Origin of the sequence: Pseudomonas sp. YL2, from assembly GCF_023063025.1 — a bacterium.
GTDB lineage: Bacteria > Pseudomonadota > Gammaproteobacteria > Pseudomonadales > Pseudomonadaceae > Aquipseudomonas > Aquipseudomonas putida_A.
The window spans coordinates 66,050-87,665 of sequence record NZ_JAJSLU010000010.1; the positions used below are offsets into that span (position 1 = coordinate 66,050).

16 protein-coding genes are annotated in these 21,616 nt (G+C 60.9%); 9 read left to right on the top strand and 7 right to left on the bottom strand.

Annotated elements, in window-relative coordinates:
• Positions 1-657: 657 nt before the first annotated feature.
• The 3 genes from LVD08_RS15660 to LVD08_RS15670 form a co-directional block, all read right to left on the bottom strand.
• Positions 658-1,554, bottom strand: coding sequence for a hydroxymethylglutaryl-CoA lyase (locus LVD08_RS15660; RefSeq protein ID WP_247268593.1), 897 nt, complete (start codon positions 1,552-1,554; stop codon positions 658-660).
• Between the two features lie 147 nt (positions 1,555-1,701).
• Complete coding sequence (locus tag LVD08_RS15665) at positions 1,702-2,103, bottom strand: MerR family transcriptional regulator (RefSeq protein WP_027614625.1); 402 nt, start codon at positions 2,101-2,103, stop codon at positions 1,702-1,704.
• Between the two features lie 197 nt (positions 2,104-2,300).
• Complete coding sequence (locus LVD08_RS15670) at positions 2,301-3,230, bottom strand: LysR family transcriptional regulator (RefSeq protein WP_027614626.1); 930 nt, start codon at positions 3,228-3,230, stop codon at positions 2,301-2,303.
• Positions 3,231-3,387: 157 nt separating this feature from the next.
• Here LVD08_RS15670 and LVD08_RS15675 point away from each other — a divergent pair, with 157 nt between their 5' ends.
• Positions 3,388-4,617, top strand: a complete 1,230-nt coding sequence (locus LVD08_RS15675) for an acyl-CoA dehydrogenase (protein WP_247268594.1) — start codon at positions 3,388-3,390, stop codon at positions 4,615-4,617.
• 130 nt (positions 4,618-4,747) lie between these two features.
• On the opposite strand, the gene LVD08_RS15680 is transcribed toward LVD08_RS15675, so the two are convergent.
• A complete protein-coding gene (locus LVD08_RS15680) occupies positions 4,748-6,082 on the bottom strand; it encodes a substrate-binding domain-containing protein (protein WP_096795665.1) in 1,335 nt (444 codons plus the stop codon).
• Between the two features lie 188 nt (positions 6,083-6,270).
• Entirely contained in the window at positions 6,271-7,083 is an 813-nt protein-coding gene (gene xthA, locus LVD08_RS15685; protein WP_095138861.1) for an exodeoxyribonuclease III, read from the bottom strand.
• Positions 7,084-7,387: 304 nt separating this feature from the next.
• Between xthA and LVD08_RS15690 the strand changes: the two genes are divergently transcribed.
• The 8 genes from LVD08_RS15690 (at position 7,388) to LVD08_RS15725 (ending at position 20,004) form a co-directional block, all read left to right on the top strand.
• Entirely contained in the window at positions 7,388-8,038 is a 651-nt protein-coding gene (locus LVD08_RS15690) for a GNAT family N-acetyltransferase (RefSeq protein WP_007961094.1), read from the top strand.
• Between the two features lie 66 nt (positions 8,039-8,104).
• Complete coding sequence (locus LVD08_RS15695; protein WP_097088154.1) at positions 8,105-9,832, top strand: autotransporter assembly complex protein TamA; 1,728 nt, start codon at positions 8,105-8,107, stop codon at positions 9,830-9,832.
• On the top strand, positions 9,829-13,503 hold the full coding sequence (locus LVD08_RS15700; RefSeq protein ID WP_247268595.1) for a translocation/assembly module TamB domain-containing protein: 3,675 nt from the start codon (positions 9,829-9,831) through the stop codon (positions 13,501-13,503). Before LVD08_RS15695 ends, LVD08_RS15700 begins: the two co-directional genes overlap by 4 nt.
• A 94-nt stretch (positions 13,504-13,597) precedes the next feature.
• Positions 13,598-14,920 carry an HdeD family acid-resistance protein gene (locus LVD08_RS15705; protein ID WP_247268596.1) on the top strand — a complete coding sequence of 441 codons (1,323 nt, stop codon included), beginning with the start codon at positions 13,598-13,600 and terminating at the stop codon, positions 14,918-14,920.
• A 257-nt stretch (positions 14,921-15,177) separates the two neighbouring features.
• A complete protein-coding gene (locus tag LVD08_RS15710; protein WP_027614634.1) occupies positions 15,178-15,660 on the top strand; it encodes a MarR family winged helix-turn-helix transcriptional regulator in 483 nt (160 codons plus the stop codon).
• Positions 15,650-17,119 (top strand): efflux transporter outer membrane subunit, encoded by a 1,470-nt coding sequence (locus LVD08_RS15715; RefSeq protein ID WP_247268597.1) that lies wholly within the window; start codon positions 15,650-15,652, stop codon positions 17,117-17,119. Before LVD08_RS15710 ends, LVD08_RS15715 begins: the two co-directional genes overlap by 11 nt.
• Positions 17,120-17,133: 14 nt before the next feature.
• Positions 17,134-18,336 (top strand): HlyD family secretion protein, encoded by a 1,203-nt coding sequence (locus LVD08_RS15720; protein ID WP_247268598.1) that lies wholly within the window; start codon positions 17,134-17,136, stop codon positions 18,334-18,336.
• Positions 18,337-18,474: 138 nt separating this feature from the next.
• Positions 18,475-20,004: a DHA2 family efflux MFS transporter permease subunit gene (locus tag LVD08_RS15725; protein ID WP_027614637.1), complete on the top strand. Its 1,530-nt coding sequence runs from the start codon at positions 18,475-18,477 to the stop codon at positions 20,002-20,004.
• 124 nt (positions 20,005-20,128) lie between these two features.
• Here the strand turns inward: LVD08_RS15725 and lpxH are convergent, their stop codons facing one another.
• Together lpxH and LVD08_RS15735 are read right to left on the bottom strand one after the other, a co-directional pair.
• Complete coding sequence (lpxH, locus tag LVD08_RS15730) at positions 20,129-20,881, bottom strand: UDP-2,3-diacylglucosamine diphosphatase (protein WP_247268599.1); 753 nt, start codon at positions 20,879-20,881, stop codon at positions 20,129-20,131.
• Positions 20,878-21,384, bottom strand: coding sequence for a peptidylprolyl isomerase (locus LVD08_RS15735; protein ID WP_027614639.1), 507 nt, complete (start codon positions 21,382-21,384; stop codon positions 20,878-20,880). Before LVD08_RS15735 ends, lpxH begins: the two co-directional genes overlap by 4 nt.
• Between the last annotated feature and the right edge of the window lie 232 nt (positions 21,385-21,616).

Sequence of the window (21,616 nt, forward strand, 5' to 3'; positions counted from 1 at the left end):
GGGGGGGGGCGGGCGAGGACGGAGGTGGCACAGTCAATTTGTCCCCCACCAGACACCCCGCCAGCAGAAGCGGACTCACTCCTACAAGGGGCGGCGGGGGATTCGGGAATCACAGAAAGCACAAAGGGGAGCCGAAGCTCCCCTTTAATTTTGTCGTCGCGTGCTCTTTTTTTATTATTGAGGGGCGGTCTGTTGTTGTTTTTGGCAACCGTGGCCCTTTACCGCTGTTTTTGGCGACCCCCATCCGGGGTCAAGAGCAAACGTATTTTTTTGAGCGCTGATCTGCTTTCTCGTTAAACGATCCAACCGATTCGGGAGCTACCTGAAGGTAGTTTTATTGTTCTCTGCCCGGTTGCGGGTCACTCCTGAGAGCACCCTGAAAAGCACACCTTCTCCAAAAAAATCTGTTAGCTGCGTCTCTGCCGTGTTGTTTTTGTTATGTCAGAGTCGGTACGTCTTATTTTTATTGGTTTGCTGCTTTTTATTCTTGTTATGCCATAGAGATAGCAGAAGCCGTGCCAACTTTTTAAATCCCTTTTAAATCAAGTGGTTGGGATTTTTGAAGGATTTTTTCTTTCAGGGCAAACCAGACAATTTGTTTCCGTGTTACTCGACTCCGCCCACGTTTCGGACACAGCGGTAACACCTTCGCCCTCACTAGGCGTTACGGGCCTTGGCCACGCGCGAACCGCTCGGGCGACCGAGCACCGCGCTGATCTGCTGCCCCGCCGCAATCAGGGCGTCCAGGTCGATACCGGTCTCGATGCCCAGGCCGTTGAGCAGATACACCACGTCTTCGGTGGCGACGTTACCGCTCGCGCCTTTGGCGTACGGGCAGCCGCCGAGGCCGGCGATAGAGCTGTCGAACACCGCGATGCCTTCCAGCAGGCTGGCATAGATGTTGGCCATCGCCTGGCCGTAGGTGTCGTGGAAGTGCCCGGCGAGTTTTTCCCGTGGCACTTGCGCCGACACCACTTCGAACAATCGCCGGGTCGCGCCGGCGGTGCCGGTGCCGATGGTGTCGCCGAGGGACACTTCGTAGCAGCCCATCGCATACAACTCGCGGGCGACCATCGCCACTTGTTCCGGTTCGACCTCGCCTTCATAAGGGCAACCGAGCACGCAGGACACGTAACCGCGCACGGTAACGCCGTGCTGTTTCGCGGCCTCCATGATCGGTGCGAAGCGCGCCAGACTTTCGCTGATCGAGCAATTGATGTTGCGCTGCGAGAACGCCTCGGACGCCGCAGCGAACACCGCGACTTCTTTCACACCGGCCGCCAGTGCATCTTCAAAACCGCGCAGGTTCGGCGCCAGTGCGCCGTAGGTCACGCCGGGTTTGCGCTGGATCTGCGCAAACACTTCGGCGGATCCCGCCATCTGCGGCACCCATTTCGGCGAGACAAAACTGCCGACTTCGATATAACCAAGACCGGCGGCGCTCAGGGCGTCGACCAGTTGCACCTTGTCAGCCACGCTGATCGGTTGGGCTTCGTTCTGCAGGCCATCGCGCGGGCCGACTTCGATCAGGCGTACTTGGGAGGGGAGGGACATGGGTTGACCTGCTCATTTTCGGAATTACATGAGGTCCCTGTGGGAGCGGGCTTGCTCGCGAAGGCGGTGTATCAGATACAAAATTTGTCGCCTGACACTCCGCCTTCGCGAGCAAGCCCGCTCCCACAGGGAATGAGTTGTGGCTGATTACTGCGCTATCTGCTGGCTCTTCAGCGTCTGTTCCAACGCCTGCACGCAGCGTTCTTCAGCGGTATCGAGTTCCAGCTTCATCTGTTCGATGTCGAGCAACTGCTGCTCGAGCTGTTCGCGGCGCTCGCCGATTTTTGCCAGCATGCTGTTGAGCTGTTTGGTGTTACCGCTGGACGGGTCATAGAGCTCGATCAGCTCACGGCATTCGGCCAGGGAGAAACCGATGCGCTTGCCACGCAGGATCAGCTTCAGGCTGACCTTGTCGCGCGGCGAGTAGATGCGTTCCTGGCCACGGCGCTCGGGGCTGAGCAGGCCTTGTTCTTCATAAAAGCGGATCGCCCGGGTGGTGATGTCCAGCTCGCGGGCGAGGTCGGAAATGCTGTAGGTCTGGCTGCTCATGAAAGCGCTCGGAAAAAGGTCTTGGCGCTAAGCTAATGGCGAGTTGACGTTTACGTCAAGGTTCAAGATGTATGGTGTGAGGGATGGCCTCTTCGCGAGCAGGCTCGCTCCCACAGTTGATTGCATGTCATCTGAAGAAGCGCGATCGAATGTGGGAGCGAGCCTGCTCGCGAAGAACGATAACGCGGTTGCCAGCCTTACACTTTGTCGAGCTTCTTCTCCTGCGCTGCCACCTGCTGGCACAACTCGATGATCTGCTCGCGCATCCAGCGATTGGCCGGGTCCTGGTCGGTGCTTTCATGCCAGTACAGGTGAGTCTCCAGCGGCGGCACGTCGTTGACCGGCAGGTTGAACGCATGCAAGTCGTTACGCCGGGCAAAGCGCTCGGGTACCGTCATCACCATGTCGGTCTGCTGCATGACCTGCGACGCCATCAGATAATGCTGTGAGCGCAGGGCGATCTTGCGCTGAATGCCCATTTTGCCCAGCGCCAGATCCACATAGCCCAGCCCGCTGCGGCGACTGGAGATGTGAATGTGGGTCAGCGACAGGTAGTCGTCGAGGCTGAGCTTTTCCTTGCCCGCCAGCGGATGCCCCTTGCGCATCGCACAGACGTAACGGTCTTCCATCAGCTTGACGTGGCGCACCTGCGGGTCGGTGTTGAGCGGGGCATCGACGGCAAAATCCAGGCGTCCGGCAGCCAGTTCCTTGGTGGTCTCGCGGCGTTTTGACAGGAAACTTTCAATGATCACCGTCGGCGCCAGACGCCGCAAACGCTGGAACAGCGGCGGCAGGATCACCGCCTCAGTGAGGTCGGTCATGCTGATGCGATAAGTCTTCACCGCCTGCGCCGGGTTGAAAATCCGGCTCTCCTGGACTGACACCCGCAGCAGCGACAGCGCGTTGCGCACCGGGCCGATGATGTTCTGTGCCATCGGCGTCGGCACCATGCCTTGGGCGGTGCGCACGAACAGCGGATCGTTGAAGGTCTCGCGCAACCGCGCCAGCGCGTTGGACACCGCCGGCTGGGTAATCCCGACAATCTGCCCGGCGCGGGTCAGGTTGGCTTCGGTGTAAATCGCGTCGAAGACGATGAAAAGGTTGAGGTCGACCTTACTCAGATTCATAACGCGGCTTCTCTTGTTCTAGGGGCTGACGATCAGCGGATCATATATCGGTGATGAATGTTTATACACGCCGAGAATAGGCTAGGTAAATTATCAGCGCTGTTCTAGCATCGATTGCATGATCTGAACAACCTCTGCCCATAGAAGGTAATTGCTCATGGATTTCGCTTATTCGCCCAAGGTGCAAGAACTGCGTGAGCGCGTGACCGCGTTCATGGACACTTACGTTTACCCGGCCGAAGCCGTGTTCGAACGCCAGGTTGCCGAGGGTGATCGCTGGCAGCCGACCGCGATCATGGAAGAGCTCAAAGCCAAGGCCAAGGCCGAAGGGCTGTGGAATCTGTTCCTGCCGGAATCGGAACTCGGCGCCGGCCTGACCAACCTTGAATATGCACCGCTGGCGGAAATCATGGGCCGTTCGTTGTTGGGGCCGGAGCCGTTCAACTGCTCGGCGCCGGACACCGGCAACATGGAAGTGCTGGTGCGCTACGCCAACGAAGAGCAGAAGCAGCGCTGGCTCGAACCGCTGCTACGCGGCGAGATCCGCTCGGCGTTCGCCATGACCGAGCCGGACGTGGCCTCGTCCGACGCCACCAACATGGCCGCCCGCGCCGTGCGTGATGGCGATGAATGGGTGATCAACGGCAAGAAATGGTGGACTTCCGGCGCCTGCGATCCGCGCTGCAAGATTCTGATCTTCATGGGCCTGAGCAACCCTGACGCACCGCGCCATGCGCAGCACTCGATGATCCTCGTGCCGGTCGACACCCCCGGGGTGAAAATCGTCCGCCCGCTGCCGGTATTCGGCTACGACGATGCACCGCACGGCCACGCCGAAGTGTTGTTCGACAACGTGCGCGTGCCGTACGAAAACGTCCTGCTCGGTGAAGGACGCGGCTTTGAAATCGCTCAGGGTCGCCTTGGCCCGGGCCGCATTCACCACTGCATGCGTTCGATCGGCATGGCTGAACGTGCGCTGGAATTGATGTGCAGACGTTCGGTGAGTCGCACCGCGTTCGGCAAGCCATTGGCGCGTCTGGGCGGTAACGTCGACAAGATCGCTGACTCGCGCATGGAAATTGACATGGCACGCCTGCTGACCCTGAAAGCGGCGTACATGATGGACACCGTCGGCAACAAAGTGGCGAAGAGCGAGATCGCGCAGATCAAGGTCGTCGCGCCGAACGTGGCGCTGCGGGTGATCGACCGGGCGATCCAGATCCACGGCGGGGCCGGGGTTTCCAACGATTTCCCGCTGGCCTATATGTACGCCATGCAGCGCACCCTGCGCCTGGCCGACGGCCCGGACGAAGTGCACCGCGCGGCAATCGGCAAGTTCGAGATCGGCAAGTATGTGCCGAAGGAAATGCTGCGCAGCGGTCATTAAGACCGCGTCGCCGGCTTCGCGAGCAGGCTCGCTCCCACATTAGACCGCATACCAAATGGAAGAATGCGATCACTGCGGGAGCGAGCCTGCTCGCGAAGGGGCCAGCCCATTCAGTCCATCAACATCAGATTCAATACACCCAAACCTCAACCCGCCGATTCTTGATCCTGCCTTCATCCGCACTGTTCGCCGCCACCGGCATCAACGCGCCAAACCCGCGCACTTCGCGCATCACCACGCCGTTCTTCACCAATTCACGGCGCACCGCCATCGCCCGCAGCTTTGACAGCAGGTCGGCGCGGGCCGGATCGTCTTTCTCGTCGCCAAACCCCACCAGCGTCACCGCGCGCTCGGTCTTGTCGTGGCGCTGTATATAGTCGAGCACCCGCGCCAGATCCTGCCGCGCCTTGTTGTCGAGGCTGGCGCTGCCTTCCTCGAAACGGAAATTCACCGTCAGACGCTGGGCATGGCGGCTGAGGGATTGATAACCCTCGGGCATCAGCGCATTCGGTGTCACGGTCATCGCGTGCACGGTCTGGCTGATGAAGCCGTTGGCCGCGACAATCTTCTGGCCCTGTGGGCTTTGCGCAAACGCCACCAGTGCCGATGCCCACGGATTCTGGTTGCCCGGCGGCAGATAAAAGAACAGGCGCCGCGACAGCGGATAGTCCTCAGTGGCAATCAGACTGTTGAGCGGCAACATCGATTGCGATGCGCCGTCGGCAATCGCCACGGCTTTGGCCTGACGCACATACGGCAGACCGATGAAACCGATACCCTGCGGATCACTGCTCACCGCGTCGGACAATTGCTCGCTGGATTCGAAGCGTTTCGCACTGGAACTCAGACTTTTCCCACGCCGACCCAGCACCAGTTCCTTGAACGTGTCGTAAGTGCCGGACTGATCATCCCGCGCATATAAATGAATCGCGCCGCCGCGACCGCCGAGGTCTTCCCAGGTTTTCACCTCACCGCTGAAGATCCGCGCCAGTTGCTCGGTGTCCAGTTGCTGCAGTGGGTTGCCGGGGTGAAGGATGATCGCCAGGCCGTCGATGGCAATCACCTGCTCGGCGGCGGCGCTTTTCAGATCGCCGAGCGCTTGCAGGCTGAGCAGTTCGCTGTCCTTGATCGGTCGGGAGGAGGCGGCGAGGTCGGCACTGGCGCTTTTCAGCGCAGTGAAACCGGTGCTGGAACCGTGGGCGGCGACTTCAATCACCACCCGTTTGCCTTGGGCAGTCTGGCCGACGATGTGTTGTTCGTTGGCGGCGTCGGGGTTCTCTCGGTGAATTTTCAGCAGGCCCTGGTCCTGCAGAAAGCCTTCAACCAACGCCGGGCCAAGGTCGGCGCCAATGGTGTTGGAACCCTGAATGCGCAATGCCGGGCCGTTTTCAGGGATGGGCAGGGTGGCGGCACTGACCGTCAGCCATGCACTCGACAGAAAAGCGAACAGAACACGCAGGGTCATGCCGGCACCGAATCAAGCCAAGGGGATTGCCGGGGAGATTAAGTCAGGCGCATGACCAAAACATGACAGTGATCCAATGTAGGAGTGAGCCTGCTCGCGATGGCGGAGTATCAGCCAATAAACACATCGACTGATCCACCGTCATCGCGAGCAGGCTCACTCCTACAAGGTTCTCTTAAAGCTTGAGATCAGGCCAGTTCAAGCCAGATCGGCGCATGATCCGACGGTTTTTCCATGCCGCGCAGTTCATAGTCCACGCCCGCATCCTTGACCCTTGGCAGCAAACCATGGGACGCCAGGATCACATCGATCCGCAGCCCGCGCTTCGGTTCGTCTTCAAAACCGCGGCTGCGATAGTCGAACCAGCTGAACATGTCGGTCACGTCCGGGTTCAAGTGGCGATAGCTGTCGGTCAGGCCCCAGTTTTTCAGGCGGGCCATCCACTCGCGCTCTTCCGGCAGGAAGCTGCATTTGCCGGTTTTCAACCAGCGCTTCATGTTGTCCGGGCCGATGCCGATGTCGCAGTCCTCCGGGGAAATGTTCACATCGCCCATCACCACCAGCGGCTGCTCGTTGTGGAACTGGCTTTCCAGCAGGGTTTGCAGGTCGCTGTAGAAGCGTTGCTTGGCCGGGAATTTGGTCGGGTGGTCGCGGCTTTCGCCCTGCGGGAAGTAGCCGTTCATGATGGTCACCGGTACGCCATTGGCGTCGGCGAAGGTGCCCCAGATAAAGCGGCGCTGCGCGTCTTCTTCATCGCTGGCGAAGCCTTTGTGGATCGCGATCGGTTCTTTGCGCGATAGCAGGGCGACGCCGTAATGGCCTTTCTGACCGTGGAAATAAACGTGGTAGCCCAGCGCGCGCACTTCTTCCAGCGGGAACTGGTCGTCGTGGACCTTGGTTTCCTGCAGGCCGATCACGTCCGGCTGATGCTTTTCGATCAGCGCTGCCAGCTGATGCGGACGGGCGCGCAGTCCGTTGATGTTGAAGGAAACAATCTTCATGGTCGGCAGTCCTGGCAAAAGGGCGATGCTAGCTGACATGTGGGATGGGGGCCAGTGTGGGGTGGGAGAAATCATTTTCATCTGTGGGATGTGGGTTGCCCGAGCTGACGCCATCGCGAGCAGGCTCGCTCCTACAATTGGAATGCGTACCCCCTGTAGGAGTGAGCCTGCTCGCGATGGCGGCCGCCCAGTCGATGAAGATCCCGAGTTGGTCTATACCTGTGGGGAACTGCGCCACCCGCAAAAGGTTCGTACCATCAAGAGCGCAGTCATTTGAGCCGCGCCCCGGGGGAGAATCACCGTTATGCCTGAAACCCAGACCGCCATCGCCGACATCCACATGCTCGACCGCGGTTACTCGCGCGAAGCCCGATCGCTGCTGTATCAGGCCTATCGCCACGAGCCGACCTTCGGTTACCTGTTCGAGGCCGAGCGGCCGGGGTACGAGCAGCGCGTGCGAGCCACGGTGCGCGAACTGGTCAAACAGCATTTTCTGCAGGATCAGCCGGCCATCGGCCTGTTAGTCAATGACCGCCTGATCGGCATTGCTCTGATCGCGCCGCCGCAGCGTCGCCTGGGCATCACCGAAAGTTGGGCGTGGCGCCTGCGCATGGTGCTCAGCACAGGTTTCCGCTGCACCCGCCGTTATCTGGAATATCACGATGCAGTGGCCGCCTGCGTGCCCAGCGACTCGGTGCACATGCTGCCGCTGCTGGGCATTCATCCGCAGTTTCAGGGCAAACACTTCGGCGAGCAGTTGCTGACCGCCGTGCACAACTGGTGCGCGGTGGACGAAACCTCGCAAGGTGTGGTGCTCGACACCGGCAACCCGCGTTACCTGGAATTCTATAAACGCCAGGGCTACGAAGAGATCGGCGAAGTGGCCGTCGGCCCGGTGCGCGAGCACGTGTTTTTTCACGCCAATCCGCAGGTGTTACAAACTGCAACTGCTTAGCCATAGAACTTTTCAGGAAATTTCCTGTTCTATCACGCTCCCAAGCCCGTGATAGCATCCGCGCCTATGAAGTTTCCAGGAAGATTTACCAGTGGCGTGCTCATGCTGTTAACCAGCTGCGCGGCGCTGGCGCAAAGTGAATTGGACGTGCGGATCAAACCGTCCAACGACGAACTCAAGGCCAATATAGAAGGCTATATCGGCAGCCTCGGCGATCGTGATGAAGAAGCCTTGCTGCGCTTCAGTCGCGGGGCCGAGGAGCAGGCGCGCAAAGCTGCGCAGGCCTTGGGTTATTACCAGCCGCAGATCGAAAGTGATGTGAAGGGCGGCGACAAGCCGCGCCTGGTGCTGAACATCGATCCCGGCGAGCCGATTCGTCTGCGCAATGTGACCATCCGCGTCGATGGCCCTGCTGCCTCCCTCAAATCCTTTCGTGTGCCGAGCAGTGACACGCTCAAGTCCGGCGCGGTGCTCAACCATGGGCGTTATGAAGACGCCAAACGCCTGATCCAGAACCAGGCCTCGCGCTTCGGTTTTTTCAGTGGCCATTTCACCAGTCAGAAACTCCTGGTCGACCCGCGTGCCGGGGTGGCCGACGTTGAATTGATCTACGAAAGCGGCCCGCGTTATGCGCTGGGCAGAGTCAGTTTCGAGGGTGATACGCCGTTCGACGAAGACCTGCTGCAACGCATGGTGCCGTTCAAGGCTGGCGATCCGTATGACTCCGAGCTGATCGCCGAACTCAACCGCGACCTGCAATCGAGTGGCTATTTCGAAGGCGTGCGCGTCGATGCGGCGCCGACGGCGGCGAAAAACGACGTGATCCCGGTCGACGTCAAACTCGACACGCGCAAACCACGCACCATGGGCCTGGGCCTCGGTTATTCGACCGACGTCGGCCCACGGATCAAGGCCAACTGGACGCGCCACTGGGTCAACCCGCAGGGCGACAGTTACGGCTGGGAAGCCGAATTGTCGGCGCCACGGCAGAACGTCGGGTTGTTCTATGACATCCCGCTCGACCCACCGCTGACCGACAAACTGCGTTGGGCCGGTGGTTATCAATTTGAAAACATCGACGGCTCGGACACCCTGAGCAAGCTGCTGACCTTCGGCCCGGAATGGCACAGCAAGTTGCCCAGCGGCTGGCAGCGAGTGATCTCGCTGAAATGGCAGCGCGAAGAATATGAACTCGGCGACGACTCCGGCCTGAGTACCTTGCTGATGCCCGGCATCAGTTACTCGTACCTGAAAAGCGACAACCGCATCGACCCGCACAACGGCTATCGCCTGACCTTCGAAAGCAAAGTGGCGAAAGAAGGCCTTGGCTCGGACAACAACCTTTTATATGGCACGGCGCTCATCAAGGGCCTGACCACGGTGTTCGACAACCACCGCTTCCTCGGTCGGGTGCAGGTCGGCGGCAGCGCCACCAACGGTTACAACTCGGTACCGCCGTCGCTGCGTTTCTTCGCCGGTGGCGATCAGAGCGTGCGCGGTTACGACTACCAGAGTCTGTCCCCGGAGAACTCCAAGGGCGACCGCATCGGCGGCCGCTACATGGTGGCCGGCAGCGTCGAGTATCAGTACTCGATTGCCGAGAAGTGGCGGGTCGCGACCTTCGTCGACCAGGGCAACTCCTTCAACAAACTCGAACTGCCGAACCTCAAGACCGGGGTCGGTATCGGTGTGCGCTGGGTCTCGCCGGTGGGGCCGATCCGCCTCGACCTGGCCCACGCGCTGGACGACGACGGCGGCATCCGGCTGCACTTTTCCATGGGGCCTGAGCTGTGAAGCGTGGTTTGAAAATAGCGGCACTGACACTGCTGGCGTTGCTGTTGTTAATTGTATTGAGCATCAGCGCGGTACTCGGGACGCAGGCCGGCAGCCGTTGGGCGCTGAGCCTGGTGCCGGGTTTGAGCGTGGAGAATTTCCAGGGCCGTCTCGGTGGCCAATGGAGCGCCGATCATCTGCTGTGGCAGCAGGACAGCAGTCGCGTCGAGCTGAACCAGGCAATCTTCGCCTGGTCACCGCTGTGCCTGACGCGCATGACTTTGTGCATCGAACAGCTCAAGGCCGATCAGGTCATTCTGCAATTACCGCCGAGTGAAGAAACCACTGAAAGCGGCCCGATCAAACTGCCGGATCTGCAACTGCCGGTGGCCATCGAACTCGGCGACGTACAAGTCGGCAGCCTGCTGTTCAACGGCAGCGAGCAGCTCAAGGGCCTGCAACTGGCGGCGCACTGGACGGCCCAGGGCCTGCAGATCGACAGCGTGAAATTGCAACGCGACGACCTCAGCCTGAACCTCTCCGGCCTGCTGCAACCGACCGGCAACTGGCCGCTGAACATCGCCGGTGACCTGAGCCTGCCGTCCCCAGGCACTGGCCCATGGACGCTGGCGTTGAAAGTCGACGGTGATCTTCTGAAAACCCTCAACCTGCATGCCGACAGCCGTGGCTACCTCGACGGCCAGTTGAGCGGCGAACTGCAACCGCTGGCGGAAAATCTGCCGGCCAAGGTGCGCATCACCTCCGAGGCGTTCAAACCCAGCGCCGATTTGCCGGACACCCTGCAACTCAATCAATTGGTACTGACCGGCGACGGTGACCTGAAAAACGGTTATCAGCTCAACGGCAACGCCACGCTGCCCGCCGATAAAGGCCCGGTGGCGCTGCTGCTCAAAGGCAAGGTCGATGCCAGCGGTGCGCAGATCGCCGGCCTCGACCTGACGGCCAACGATAAGCAAAGCCTCAAGCTCACCGGCAGCGTTGACTGGAGCAAGGGCCTCACGGCTCAGGCCAACATCAACTGGCAGGATTTCCCGTGGCATCGGCTGTATAACGAAATCGACGAGCCGCAAGTCGCCTTGCGCACCTTCACCGGCGAAGTCTCCTACACCGACGGTCAGTACCTCGGTAACTTCGCCGCCGATCTCGATGGCCCGGCGGGGGCGTTCAGCCTGAGCAGTCCGTTCAGCGGCAGCCTGAAGCAAATCGCCTTGCCGCAATTGAAAATGGAAGCCGGGCAGGGCAAGGCAGAAGGGCATGTCAACGTGCAGTTCGCCGACGGCATCGCCTGGGACACCGCGCTGGATCTCTCTGCGCTGAACCCGGCGTACTGGGTTGCGGAGTTGCCGGGCACCCTGGCCGGGCCGTTGCGCAGCAAAGGCGAAATGAAGAACGAACGCCTGAGCCTCACCGCCGATCTCGACCTCAAAGGCAAATTGCGCGGGCAACCGGCGATCCTCCAGGCCAAGGCTGACGGTGCCGGTGAGCAGTGGAACCTGAATGCCCTGCAAATCCGCCTCGGCGATAACAGCATCAGCGGCAAGGGCAGCCTGCAACAGAAGCTCACCGGGCAGATCGACATCAAACTGACGCGTCTGGCCCAGCTCTGGCCGCAGCTGCGGGGGCAGGTCACGGGTCAGGTCAACGTTGCCGGTACGCTGAAAGCTCCGCAAGGCAAACTTGATCTGCAAGGTTCGCAACTGGCGTTCCAGGACAATCGCCTGCAAAGCCTCAACCTCGACGCCACGCTCGACAGCGCGCAACGGGCGAAGATCGACCTCAAGGGCAGCGGCATTCAGGCCGGCGACACCAACCTCGGCGTGTTGACCGCCAGCGCGCAGGGCGACATCAAGAGCCAGAAACTCAACCTCGACCTGCTCGGGCCGAAGCTGAAACTGGCCCTTGGCCTGGACGGCAATCTGGACAAGGGCAACTGGCGCGGTCGTTTGGCCAGCGGCGATATTCAGGCCGGCGGCCAGGACTGGAAACTGCAGAGCCCGGCCAAACTCGAACGCCTCGCCGACGGCAAGATCAACTTCGGCGCGCATTGCTGGATGTCCGGCAATGCCAGCCTGTGCGGTGAAGACCAGCGCCTGCTGCCGGAGCCGAAACTGCGCTATCACCTCAAGCAGTTTCCGATTGAAAGCCTCGCACAATGGTTGCCGAAAGACTTTGCCTGGCAGGGCAAGCTCAACGCCGACCTGCAACTGGATCTGCCGGCCAGCGGCCCCAACGGCGTGGTCAGCGTCGACGCCAGCGGCGGCACCTTGCGCATGAAGGAAAAGGATCAGTGGCTGGACTTCCCGTACCAGACCCTGAAGCTCACCAGCAAACTCACACCGAAGCGCGTCGATACCGAACTCAACTTCGTCGGCGGCAAGCTCGGCGAACTGATGGTGCAGGCACAGCTCAATCCGTTGCCGAAAAATAAACCGCTGAGTGGTTCTTTCCGTCTCAGCGGGCTGGACCTTTCGGTGGCGCGGCCGTTTGTGCCGATGGTCGAGAAACTGACCGGGCGCTTGAACGGCAGCGGCACGATTTCCGGCGGGCTGCTGGCGCCGCTGGTCAACGGCACGGTGAAACTCAGTGACGGCGAAGTCTCCGGCGCCGAGCTGCCGATGGAACTCAAGGATCTGCAACTGCAAGCAGTGATTGCCGGTGAGTCGGTACGTCTGGACGGCGGCTGGAACAGCGGCAAGACCGGCCAGGGCAGCCTCAATGGCAACGTCGCGTGGGGGCAGGCGCTGATAGTCGATCTGGCGCTCAAGGGCACGCAATTGCCGGTCACCGTTGAACCGTACGCCAAGCTTGAAGTGGCGCCGGACCTGAAGATTTCCATGGCCGGCGATGAGCTGAAGATTGCCGGCAAGGTACAGGTGCCGCGAGGCGAAATCACCGTGCGTGAACTGCCGCCATCGACGGTGAAAGTGTCCGACGACACGATCATCGTTGGGGCGCAGACCGAAGAGGGCAAACCACCGCTGGCGATGAAAATGGACATCGACGTGGTGGTCGGCGAAGACAAACTGAGCTTCGCCGGGTTCGGCCTGACCGCCAACCTGCAAGGTCACGTGCACATCGGCGATAACATGGACACCCGTGGCGAGCTGTGGCTCAACGACGGCCGTTACCGCGCCTATGGCCAGCGCCTGAACGTGCGTCGTGCGCGGCTGCTGTTTGCCGGCCCGATCGATCAGCCGTATCTGGACATCGAAGCGATCCGCCAGACCGACGACGTGATCGCCGGTATCCGCCTGAGCGGCAGCGCCGAGCAACCGACCACGCAGATCTTCTCCGAACCGGCCATGAGTCAGGAGCAGGCCTTGTCCTACTTGGTACTGGGGCGTCCGCTGAGCACTAACGGCGAAGACAACAACATGCTCGCGCAAGCGGCGTTGGGTCTGGGCTTGATGGGCAGTTCCGGAGTCACCAGCGGCCTGGCCAAAGACCTGGGGATTCAGGACTTCCAACTCGACACCCAAGGCAGCGGCAACACCACCAGCGTGGTTGCCAGCGGTAACATTTCCGAAAAGCTCAGCCTGCGTTATGGCGTCGGCGTGTTCGAGCCGGCCAACACCATCGCGCTGCGTTACAAGCTGAGCAAGAAGGTTTATGTCGAAGCCGCCAGCGGTGTCGCCAGTTCGCTGGATATCTTCTACAAGCGCGATTTCTGAGAACGTGGCCAATAGCCGGGTCGTGACGCTGCGATCCGGTTTTTCCAGGATGTATTAGACTCACCGCACCCTCAAAACCTTGCCGGTTGCGCCTATGGTCCGCTTGAGTATGGTCCTGCTCGGTAATGACTTTGTCCGCAAACGCTGGTCGGCACTGGCGCTGACCGGCATCGTCTGGGGCGCGGCCGGGGTGGCGATATTCATCGATGCGCTGGATGGCGTTTTGTATTTCCCGTTGCATCTCTTCGGCTATCTGTTGTTACTCGAAGCGCTGATCCTGCTGCTGGTGCCGGCACCGCAAACCGGAACCGCTGCGGCCCTGCGTAAAGCGCGAGGTCTGGCGTTTCTCTTGCTGGGGCTGCTGATCGTTGACCGGCAACATGCTGCCGGGCTGATTCTGGCGGTGCTGTTTGGCGGGGCTTTCATCGTTGACGGGGTCTTCAGGCTGGCGGCTGCGGTGGTGGTGCGCTTTGTCGGTTGGCAATTGTCGTTGCTGACCGGATTGTTCGAAATCGGCTTTGGCCTGTTTATCCTTGAACCGTATCCGACGTTGTACAAGGGCACGGTGCCGTTCTGCATCGGCATGAGCCTGTTTCTCTCGGGCTGTGCGTTGTTGCGCCAAGCCGTGCGCTTCAGGCACCTGCCGCCGCTGACAAACCCTGTTGCGCTCAGTGCGCCGGCCAGCAGCGACGCATTGGTCATTCATGTCTGGACTCCCAGCGGCACCGTCGATGACACTCTGGTGCGCAACCGTCTGCTCAACCGCTATATCGCCGCGGTCGACATCAGCGGCGTGATCTCGGCCGGTCACGCGGCGCTGGAATGTGGCCCGGATATTTACATCAGCCACTACCCGCTGGATGACATCGATCGTTCGGCGGGGGATTTCGTGCGCTTGTTGCGGGCGACGCCGAACAACGATGTCGCCGGGCGGTTTCTGCCTGACTATGCGGGGGAGGTGGCGGACTGGTGCCCGTCTTCGGTTCAGGTCAGTTTTGCTCACTACGACGCCCGGCGGTTGCAGGCGTTCTGGAGCGAATATCGGCAGAACAGCACATACAACCTCACCAGCCGCAACTGCTCGAGTGCCGTCGCCCACAGTCTCGAAGCGGCCCTTGAAGGGGCGATGAATCGCGGGCATTCGAGCATGTTCGACTTCGCCCGAGTGGTCCTCAGCCCCGAGTTCTGGGTGGCGGCGCAGGTGCGTAAACGCGCCGAAGTGATGGCCTGGACGCCCGGTCTGGTGCTCGATTACGCCCGGGCGCTGCATGCCGCCATCGAGCCGGCACCGCCGGGCTGGCACAGCATGTATGCGGTGATCAAACGCGCCTGCGGTTATGCGCTGGCGGCCTTGCGCGGGCGCGAAGTGCATCCACTCCAGCCGCCGGCGGCTGCCCGTCCTTCCGATGAAGTCTGATCGGCTTTAAACCGAGTTGCTGCCATCGCGAGCAGGCTCACTCCTACATCGGATTGCTGATCGACGCGAAGTCTGTGTTCGCAGGAGATCCCCTGTAGGAGTGAGCCTGCTCGCGATGGCCTTCTTCTATGCGCCACAAAGACCCAGTCCACTGGTCAACTAATTACAAAGCAACCTAACTATTACGTTGACATTCGCTGCCTAGGCAGTAACATCTCGACATACATTCACTGCCTAGGCAGTTATTAGGTGAGCACATGAAGCATTTCACCCCGGACGAATTCAAACACTGCCATCTCGGCCTGTTGCTCGGCCGTGCCGCGCTGCTCAAAGACCGGATCATCGATACCCACATGGAACCCCACGGCATCACCGCCGCGCAGTTCAAGGTGTTGATCATCATGGCCCAGTTCGGCGTCGACACCCCGGCCGAGCTGTGCCGGCATTTGTCGCTGGACAGCGGTTCGATGACACGCATGCTCGATCGTCTGGAGCAGAAAGGTTTCCTGGCTCGCCAACGCAGCGAAGGCGATCGCCGTCAGGTGCAACTCAAGCTCACCGAGCAGGGCCAGCAACTGGCCGATCGCCTGCCATACATCGGTGCCGATGCGATGAATGAACTGGCCGGCGCCATCTCTCGTGAAGAGCTGAAAACCCTGGAATACATCCTCAAGAAAATCCTGCTGGCAGCCGGTGACCCGATCACTATCCAGCGGTTAGGTGAACACAATGAGCGGTAAAACCTTGCGCAGCAGCCTGACCCTGGTGCTGTCGGCGATGATCCTCGCCGGCTGCGCCAACTACAGCGGCCTCGACACTCAGGGCAAAAATCTCGACGCGAAAAGCCTGAAAGTCGGCCAGTCGCTCAACGGCGTGACTCTGTCGCCGGCGGCATGGCCGAAGAGCGACTGGTGGACGAGCCTCGGCGATCCGCAACTCGACGGGCTGATCCGCGAAGCGCTGCATGACAGCCCGGACATGCAGATCGCCGAAGCCCGCGCGCATCAGGCCAGCGCCGCCGCGTATGCCGCCGATGCCGAACGCTATCCGACCCTCGACGCCAGCGCCGGCATCAGCCGTTCGCGCTTGGCCAAGGATCAGGACCCGCGCGGGCAGGGCGATGCCTACGCCACCGTGCGTAACGTCAGCGCCGGTTTCAATTACAACTTCGATTTGTGGGGCGGTCAGCGCGATGCGTGGGAAGCTGCACTCGGTCAGGCTCGCGCTGCCGAAGTCGACCGTCAGGCCGCGCAATTGACCCTCGCCGCCGACGTGGCCCGCGCCTACAGCGATCTGGGTCAGGCGCATATCGTTTACGACCTGGCCAACGACGATCTGAAACGCACCAAACAGATGCTCGATCTGAGCCAGCGCCGCTTGAGTGCCGGGATCGACAGCCAGTACCAGTTCCAGCAAACCCAAAGCCTTGAGGCCAGTTCCGAAGCCAGCCTGATCGACGCTGAAAAACGTCTGAACAGCGCGAAAATCGCCCTGGCCGTACTGCTCGGCAAAGGCCCGGATCGCGGCAACGAAATCGCCCGGCCGAAAGTCCTGCAAGCCAGCGCCGTGGCGGTGCCGTCGGTGCTGCCGGCGGAGCTGCTCGGTCGGCGTCCGGATCTGGTCGCTGCGCGCTGGCGCGTAGAAGCGGCGAGCAAAGACATCGACTCGGCGAAAACCCGCTTCTATCCCAACTTGAACCTCACGGCCTCGGCCGGTGCCGAATCCTTGTTGGGTGACGCGATGTTCGGGTCGGCCAGTCGTTTCTTCAGCATCGCCCCGACCATTTCGGTGCCGATCTTCGACGGTGGACGCCTGCGCGCCAACCTCGATGCGCGCGACGCCGATTACGATCTGGCGGTGGCGCAGTACAACAAAAGTCTGGTGAAAGCCCTCGGTGATGTCAGCGACACGATCAACCAGTTGCGTGACATCGGCCGGCAGATCGGCGCGCAGCAGCACGCCACCGAGATTGCTCAGGATTCTTACAACACCGTCGTCCAGCGTTACGGTTCCGGCATCGGCAACTACCTGGACGTGCTCAGCATCGAGCAGCAATTGCTGCAGGCCCAGCGTCAGCTGGCCAACCTCAAAGCCGAGCAGATCGACCTGTCGATTCAACTGATGCAAGCGCTGGGCGGCGGCTTTCAGGGTGAAACCCTGACCGCAGCCAACGCCACCCCAGCCACGTCGCACAACTAATTCAGGTATTTGTCATGGCCACTGCCGAAAACACCCAAACTCAAACCAACACCCCCGACACCGGCAATCCGCGCAAGCGCAAATTCATGCTGCTGGTGCTGGCCGTCGTGGTCCTGCTCGCCGGGGCCGGCGTGTGGGCGTATCACGAATTCATCGGGCGCTTCAACGAAAGCACCGACGACGCCTACGTCAACGGCAACGTCGTCGAGATCACGCCGCTGGTCACCGGCACCGTGGTCAGCATTGGCGCTGACGATGGTGATCTGGTTCACGAAGGTCAGGTGTTGGTCAACTTCGACCCCAACGACGCCGAAGTCGGCCTGCAAAGCGCCCAGGCGAAACTGGCGCGTACCGTGCGTCAGGTGCGCGGTCTGTACAGCAACGTTGACGGCATGAAAGCCCAGGTCAACGCGCAACAGGCAGAAGTGCAGAAGGCTCAGGACAACTACAACCGCCGGAAGAACCTCGCCGCTGGCGGGGCGATTTCCCAGGAAGAACTGTCCCACGCCCGCGACGACCTGACCTCGGCGCAAAACGCCCTGGCCAACGCCAGGCAGCAACTGAAAACCACCAGCGCGCTGGTCGATGACACCGTGGTTTCGTCGCACCCGGACGTGATGTCCGCCGCTGCCGATCTGCGTCAGGCGTACCTGACCAACGCCCGCAGCACGCTGATCGCGCCAGTCACTGGTTACGTCGCCAAACGCACCGTGCAACTCGGTCAGCGTGTGCAGCCGGGCACCGCGCTGATGGCGGTGATTCCGCTGGATCAACTGTGGATCGACGCCAACTTCAAGGAAACCCAATTGCGTGACATGCGCATCGGCCAACCGGTGGACATCGAGTCCGACATCTACGGCAGCAGCGTGAAGTACAGCGGCACCGTCGACAGCCTCGGCGCCGGTACCGGCAGCGCGTTCGCCCTGTTGCCGGCGCAGAACGCCACCGGTAACTGGATCAAGATCGTGCAGCGTGTGCCGGTGCGGATTCACATCAACGCCGAAGAACTGGCCCAGCACCCGCTGCGGGTCGGGCTGTCGACCAACGTTGAAGTGAACCTGCACGACCAGAGCGGCCCGGTGCTGGCGCAGCAACCGCCGCAGAAGGCCTCGTTCAGCACCAACGTCTATGACCGCCAACTGGCCGAGGCCGACGCGATGATTGCGCAGCTGATCCACGACAACAGCGCTGCGGTGAGCAAGACCGCGCAACGCTGACCTGCACTGACCTTGTAGGAGTGAGCCTGCTCGCGATAGCGGTGTATCAGTCGAGAAAATTGGGTTTGACACATCGCTATCGCGAGCAGGCTCACTCCTACAGGGCTGCGGCGACCATCAGGTTTCATAGGATTCACAATGAGCAATAACGCCTCTTTCACGCCGCCCAGCCTGTTGCTCAGCACCATCGGCCTGTCGCTGGCGACGTTCATGCAAGTGCTCGACACCACCATCGCCAACGTGGCGCTGCCGACGATTTCCGGCAACCTTGGGGTGAGTTCGGAGCAGGGCACCTGGGTGATCACCTCGTTCGCCGTGAGCAACGCGATTGCGCTGCCGCTGACCGGTTGGCTCAGCCGCCGTTTCGGTGAGGTGAAGCTGTTTCTCTGGGCCACCATTCTGTTCGTGCTGGCCTCGTTCCTCTGCGGTATCTCCACCTCGATGCCGGAACTGATCGGCTTCCGCGTGCTGCAAGGCCTGGTGGCCGGGCCGCTGTACCCGATGACGCAGACGTTGTTGATTGCGGTCTATCCCCCCGCGAGGCGCGGCATGGCCCTGGCGTTGCTGGCGATGGTCACAGTGGTCGCACCGATTGCAGGTCCGATTCTCGGTGGCTGGATCACTGACAGCTACAGCTGGCCGTGGATCTTCTTCATCAACGTACCGATCGGCATCTTCGCGGTGATGGTGGTGCGCTCGCAACTGGCCAAGCGCCCGGTGGAAACCAGTCGCCAACCGATGGACTACGTCGGGCTGATCACGTTGATCATCGGCGTCGGCGCATTGCAGGTGATCCTCGACAAGGGCAATGACCTGGACTGGTTCGAGTCGAACTTCATCATCATCGGCGCGGCGATTTCGGTGATCGCGCTGGCGGTGTTTGTGATCTGGGAAATGACCGACCAGCACCCGGTGGTGAATCTGCGCCTGTTCGCGCACCGCAACTTTCGCATCGGCACGCTGGTGCTGGTGTTGGGTTACGCCGGGTTCTTCGGCATCAACCTGATCCTGCCGCAGTGGCTGCAAACCCAGATGGGTTACACCGCGACCTGGGCCGGTCTGGCGGTGGCGCCGATCGGGATTCTGCCGGTGCTGTTGTCGCCATTTGTCGGCAAGTACGCGAACAAGTTCGACCTGCGCCTGCTGGCCGGTCTGGCGTTCCTCGCGATTGGCCTGAGCTGCTTCATGCGCGCCGAGTTCACCAACGAGGTGGACTTCCAGCACATCGCTCTGGTGCAGCTGTTCATGGGTATTGGCGTGGCGCTGTTCTTCATGCCGACCCTGAGCATCCTGATGTCCGACCTGCCACCGAGCCAGATCGCCGACGGCGCAGGCCTTGCGACCTTCCTGCGCACTTTGGGCGGCAGCTTTGCCGCATCGTTGACCACGTGGATCTGGATCCGCCGTGCCGATCAGCATCATGCGTACATGAGCGAAAGCATCAGTACCTTCGAACCGGCGACCCGCGAGACCTTGAACCATTTAGGCGGCGCGAGCCAATCGGCTTATGCGCAGATGGATCAGATCCTCACCAGTCAGGCGTACATGCTCTCCACCGTGGATTACTTCACGTTGCTGGGCTGGGGGTTCATGGGGCTGATTCTGATTGTGTGGCTGGCGAAACCGCCGTTTGCGGCGAAGGCCGGACCGGCTGCCAGCGGTCACTAAGCAAAACGCGGTCAAAAATGTGGGAGCGGGCTTGCTCGCGAAAGCGGTGTATCAGACAAATCAATGCTGAATGACACTCCGTATTCGCGAGCAAGCCCGCTCCCACATTGGGTTTTGTGTTGTGTCAGATGGCAGGTGCTGCCAGTTGTGGCGGCGGGGCAAAGTCGAACGGTGCCAGGGCATACCCGTTCTCATCGACCTGCAACGCCCAACCCTGACGATCCCAGTCCCCCAGCACAATCCGCTTCGCCGCCTGCTCGCCGAGCTGCAGCTTATGGATCGCCGGGCGATGGGTGTGGCCGTGGATCAGGGTTTTCACCCCGTATTCCTGCATGATCCGCGGAATTTCCTCCGGCGTCACATCCACGATGTCATTGGCCTTCATCCGCGTCTGCGCGCGGCTTTCGCTGCGCAGCTTGCGCGCCAGTTTGTGGCGGGTGCTCAGCGGCAGGTGGCGCAGGATAAACAGAGTGATCGGGTTGCGCAGGTAGCGCCGCAGCTTCATGTAGCCCACGTCGCGGGTGCACAGGCTGTCGCCGTGCATCAGCAGCACCGGCTCGCCGTAAAACTGCACGACACTCGGGTCCTTCAACAGCGTGCAGCCGGCTGCTTTGCAGAAGGCCTTGCCGAGCAGGAAGTCGCGATTGCCGTGCATCAGAAAGATCGCCGTGCCGCTGTCGCTCAATTGGCGCAGGGCCTGGCAGATGGAACGCTGGAAGGGCGTCATGGCGTCGTCGCCAATCCACGCCTCGAAAAAGTCGCCCAAGATGTACAACGCACTCGCCAAGCGGGCGCGTCCGGCGAGCAAATCCAGAAACGCCCGGGTGATGTCCGGGCGCTCCTCTTCCAGATGCAAGTCTGAAATCAGCAATATCACGCTTCGATGATCTCGGCTTTCTCGATGATCACGTCGTCTTTCGGCACGTCCTGGTGACCGGCCTTGGAAGTGGTGGCCACGCCTTCGATCTTGTCGACCACGTCGGTACCGGCAACCACTTTACCGAACACGGCATAACCCCAGCCCTGAGCGGTCTTGGCGGTGTGGTTGAGGAAGCTGTTGTTGGTGGCGTTGATGAAGAACTGCGCCGAGGCCGAATGCGGGTCCATGGTGCGGGCCATGGCAACGGTGTACTTCTCGTTCTTCAGACCGTTGTCAGCTTCGTTCTGAATGCTTGGGCTCTTGTCTTTCTTTTCCTGCATGCCAGGCTCGAAACCGCCGCCCTGGATCATGAAGCCCTTGATCACGCGGTGGAACACTACGTTCTCGTAGTGACCTTTCTTGACGTATTCGATGAAGTTGGCAGCGGTGATTGGCGCTTTTTCCGCGTCCAGTTCGATGACGATGTCGCCGTAGTTGGTGGTCAGTTTGACTTGAGTCATGATCGCTACTCTTTATAAGGAATTCGTGGTTCTGGGACATTCAGCCCCACAACCGGTTCAGCCTGCTTCGGCCAAGGAGCGCAGTTTAGCGTGACAGGCGCGAATTTCGAGGCTGTTTTTCCAAAACCCTTCGATTAAATGCACTCCTTTATAGGCCGCGCTCTGTCAGCCCCTTGACAGCATCGGCTATGATAGCGGCTTTGTTTTGTCTGGCCCCCTTTGCGGCCGCGCA